Raw genomic sequence first — 3626 nt, 5'->3', positions numbered from 1 at the left:
GCGGCCTGTACAGCCTGGTGCTTTCCTGCAAGCTGACATAATCATAGAAAAAGGGGCAGCCCCGATGCAGGGGCAGCCCCTTTCATATCGCCGTTAGTCGGTTCTACTCTTCGATAAGATGTCAAAGCGAAAACGTGGCAGGCCGTAGCCTGTGGCATCCCGTTCCAGTTCTCGGTTGGCGTCAGCAGCGGCGCAGAAGGCCGGAACCACCTGGTTGACCCAGGTCTGCCCATCAATGCTTTTTCCACAATGGGGGCAAATCGCCGCCTTTGAACTGTTCCAATCGTCACGTTCGTATACTTCCCAATGCTGGCCGCAAGAGCCGCAGTAGATGCGCATAAAAGCCATTGTTACACCTCCCCTCTTACGCGGATATGCCGCGTTGATAAATCAGACGGTCAAGCGCATAAGCGCAGGCGTCTATGGTATGGTTGTTTTTGTCCGGCAGTCTGGAAAGAAAGTTTCCGTCCTTATCGGTTTCATACTCATAGCCCACAAACTCCCGATATGCGTTGGGGGTCCGGGCCGGGTCTATCACAATTCGCCGGTGTTGCAGCCATTTCACGCGGTATTCAACACACCCCGGTTCTTTATGGCAGGGCAGACATTTTAAGCCCTCTGCCCTGATGTCGGCGATGCTCTTAGGCTCCGCACAGTCCGCCGTTATGACCTGGTTGGGGTTGGCGGCTACCATACCGTAAACAGGCGAGATATACGGCGGCTCCCGGTCATTCACATCGAACCCCTGCACCTTGATTTTCTCTGCCAATTTAGCGTTGGACAGCCCTTTTTCGTAAATCTCGTTCAGTAGATAGATAGTGTCACGCTTGCGGTCATAGGCCACGCGCAGGAACGCAGCCGGATCTACAGCAAAGCCAAAGTCAAGCCCGCAGTAGATGTATTGCAGGGCGGCTATCTCTTCGTCCGCGATAGTTCTGATTTCCAGATTGGGGAACACCTCGCCGCCTGTGCCGGTCGGCACCCCCATGTACTCATGCTCATAGGCAGCAGGGTTTACCTCTTTCAACCGTTCCGCCTCGTACAGAAATGCTTCACCCAGCCATTCCGGCGGAATCATGGTATAGTCGGTGTGCACGGTAATAGCCCGCTCGTCCGGCTCCTGGATAAACCGATTGGCCCAGTTGTTCGCGCTGATCGGCGGGTTGAAGCTGCGGAATACGGTGAAGGTGTCGCCGCCACGCTGGACGGATTGCATCACGTTTCGGGTGAAGTTTGGGCCGGGCAGTTCGGAAAATTCTTCGAACCAGATGTAACGGAACACGCCCCGCGTCGGCTTAATAGATTTCAGTTTGCTGGGGTCGTCCAGACCTCTAAAGACGATTTGCGCCCCGGTCGGGGTGTACGTCCATTGCATGGGGGAAAGTCGGCTTTTCCATAGATGGGTCACGCCCAGGGTATCAATGGCCCAGGCGATTTGAGAAAACACGCTTTCCCTTAACGTGTTGCCGTACAACCGAAACACAATGGCGTTGCTGTGGCCGGTGGCGGCCTGCATGATACCGTTCACAATTTCCAGCGACACGAAACTGCTTTTGCAGCTCCCGCGTCCTCCAGGAAGATTATATACGGTGTGGGCTGCGGCCTCTATGTCTTTGTGCAGGGGCTTGTAAACGTCGGCTATGTGCTGGGTAAGGTCGATGGATTGCAGAACATTCAGCGCAGCCTGTGCCTGCTCTCTGGCGGCCCTCACAGCCTTTACACGCTGTTTTAGATTGTCGTAGTACATGAACCCTCCAAGCGTTCCAAATCTCGCAGAATGTCGTTGAACTCGGTAAATCGCAGTCCGTATTCCAGTAGGCTGCGGGCCGCCGATACGCGAACAGATGCAGGCTGTGCCTGGTCGCTCACGATGTCAAGAAGGGCCAGTATTGCAGGGGACAACGATTTTTGCGCTTGCTTGGTGGCCTCGTCGATTAGGCTGCTGACCGCGTTATCATATCGCCGTACAAACTCCGGGTCTCGAAGGTATTCCCGCAATGTGCTTTCGCCGACGCCTGCGGCCTTTGCCGCCTCTGCCTGTGTGCGGCACGTTAGAAGCGCTCTAAGGGCCTTTTCCTTGCGTGGAGTAATTTATCTCACCTCCTCATTCTTGGCGGTTTCCGGCGGTTTCTGGCGGCCAAACAGGCGTTCCAATTTCTTATAAAGGATTTTTGCGGAAAAATACTACCTCTTGCGGCAAACCGTGTTGATTCGCGGCGAGTTGCCACACCTTCGAACTTTACAATTTGTCCCGCCGGGGAAAATTTTTGATTTATTCGTATCCTCTGTCCAATTCATGACATCTAAGTTCTCGGATTCGCCCAGAGAAGAAATGATTGATGTTATAGTCGCAATTTCGGTATTTTGTTTTGAAATGCAACTGAATAATATATGGGTATATGCTGGGAAAGATATCTGGAGCAGGCTCACGGCCTGCTGCTTTCATAAATGAAACATATTCTCTTGCCGACTTTGGATCAAAAAACGGCATATCTTGTATAATTTTGAATATTTGGCTTGCCTTAATTGGAGGATGTATGCGGCCTGTAAAGGCTTCATAGGTTTCAAAATAGCAGCGAAATACGCTCAAACACTCTTCCAAACTGTACAGGCAATCGCTATTGTAGATGCTAGTTGCCGTACGGGAAAACTTTTCAAAATCAAATAGCAAAATCATCAATCCTTTCAAACTGTTTGTGCCATTTGTGGAAAGAAAATTTGTAACACTATAACTTTGCAAAGTATACCACCACCAACGGCGCGACAGCGTCCCTTATAAGGGCGCACGTAGTGCGCGGCGGCGGTAGCCCCTTATATTTTTTTCTTCTGGTTCTGCTTCTCCTTCTGATTCTGCTTCTCCTTCTGTGTCGGTCGACATCGTACGATATCGACCGATTACTTGCCCTTCTTGGCGTTTATCCGTTGCGCGTACTTCTGCCATGCCTCCTCCATGTCCGGGAAGAATGCGCTAAAGGCTATTTTCTCGATAGGCGTCAAAGAATCGGGAATTTCAGCGGTTTCAAGGTATTCCCAACAAGCCAGAAGTACATTGACTGCGGTTTCTGGCGGAAGCTGCTTAATGAGTTGCCGCCGTTCGAGTTTCATCTTAAACCAAGAAGGGTGCTTCTCTTTAATCTCGGCCATTTTCGTTTTCCCCCTTATCCGATTCACAGTCTGCAAGATCAAATGCAAGTTGCCCTACCGGGACGCCCAAAGAGCGCGCAACAGGTCGCAGCGTCTTGAAAGTGCCGAGCGCACGAGATCGCATGACGTTGTAAAATGCCAGGCGCTCCCGGTGAGCCTGCTCGACGTCCAGGCTGGGCAGAAAATAACCACCATGCCCGCCGGGCTGGTACAGAATTTCGGCCCCGGCGGCTCGCTCGGACGCTATGTAATGGCGCAGCCCGCGTGGAGTTGTCTCGGCAAGGCGGCACAATGTGGCGGCAGAAAGCGCATTTTCTGCACCATGCCGCAACAATTCGGAAATTTTCATTGATTTATAAACCCCTTTCATGGTAGAATAGGGGCGGACGAAATGCGTTGCAATGTTTTTCATCCGCCCGGCCGTTCCTGTGTTCCAGCACAGGGGCGGCTTTTTTCTCTTTATCCCTCATGGTGTTCTGCCT

The 3626-nt window shown here is 52.0% G+C and carries 6 protein-coding genes; all 6 read right to left on the bottom strand.

The window, feature by feature from the left end:
- Positions 1-93 precede the first annotated feature (93 nt).
- The gene (locus Q0526_RS13180; RefSeq protein ID WP_298734421.1) at positions 94-348 is read right to left on the bottom strand and encodes a hypothetical protein; all 255 of its coding nucleotides are present in this window, start codon (positions 346-348) and stop codon (positions 94-96) included.
- A 16-nt stretch (positions 349-364) separates the two neighbouring features.
- The gene (locus tag Q0526_RS13175) at positions 365-1747 is read right to left on the bottom strand and encodes a PBSX family phage terminase large subunit (RefSeq protein WP_298734419.1); all 1383 of its coding nucleotides are present in this window, start codon (positions 1745-1747) and stop codon (positions 365-367) included.
- Positions 1729-1998 (bottom strand): hypothetical protein, encoded by a 270-nt coding sequence (locus Q0526_RS13170; RefSeq protein ID WP_298734417.1) that lies wholly within the window; start codon positions 1996-1998, stop codon positions 1729-1731. The genes Q0526_RS13175 and Q0526_RS13170 overlap by 19 nt, the downstream gene beginning before the upstream one ends.
- Positions 1999-2272: 274 nt before the next feature.
- Positions 2273-2740: a hypothetical protein gene (locus tag Q0526_RS13165; protein ID WP_298734414.1), complete on the bottom strand. Its 468-nt coding sequence runs from the start codon at positions 2738-2740 to the stop codon at positions 2273-2275.
- A 155-nt stretch (positions 2741-2895) separates the two neighbouring features.
- On the bottom strand, positions 2896-3144 hold the full coding sequence (locus tag Q0526_RS13160; protein WP_298734411.1) for a DUF6291 domain-containing protein: 249 nt from the start codon (positions 3142-3144) through the stop codon (positions 2896-2898).
- The gene (locus Q0526_RS13155) at positions 3131-3556 is read right to left on the bottom strand and encodes a hypothetical protein (protein ID WP_298734408.1); all 426 of its coding nucleotides are present in this window, start codon (positions 3554-3556) and stop codon (positions 3131-3133) included. Before Q0526_RS13155 ends, Q0526_RS13160 begins: the two co-directional genes overlap by 14 nt.
- Between the last annotated feature and the right edge of the window lie 70 nt (positions 3557-3626).

Source organism: uncultured Subdoligranulum sp., assembly GCF_937890665.1.
The sequence above is the reverse complement of the archived record's forward strand: the minus strand, read 5'-3'. Positions and strand labels throughout refer to the sequence as shown.

What these genes read in the sequence shown, in the direction of transcription:
- Q0526_RS13180 (WP_298734421.1), bottom strand. Translation starts at nt 348, where the DNA reads ATGGCTTTTATGCGCATCTACTGCGGCTCTTGCGGCCAGCATTGGGAA.
- Q0526_RS13175 (WP_298734419.1), bottom strand. Translation starts at nt 1,747, where the DNA reads ATGTACTACGACAATCTAAAACAGCGTGTAAAGGCTGTGAGGGCCGCC.
- Q0526_RS13160 (WP_298734411.1), bottom strand. Translation starts at nt 3,144, where the DNA reads ATGGCCGAGATTAAAGAGAAGCACCCTTCTTGGTTTAAGATGAAACTC.
- Q0526_RS13155 (WP_298734408.1), bottom strand. Translation starts at nt 3,556, where the DNA reads ATGAAAAACATTGCAACGCATTTCGTCCGCCCCTATTCTACCATGAAA.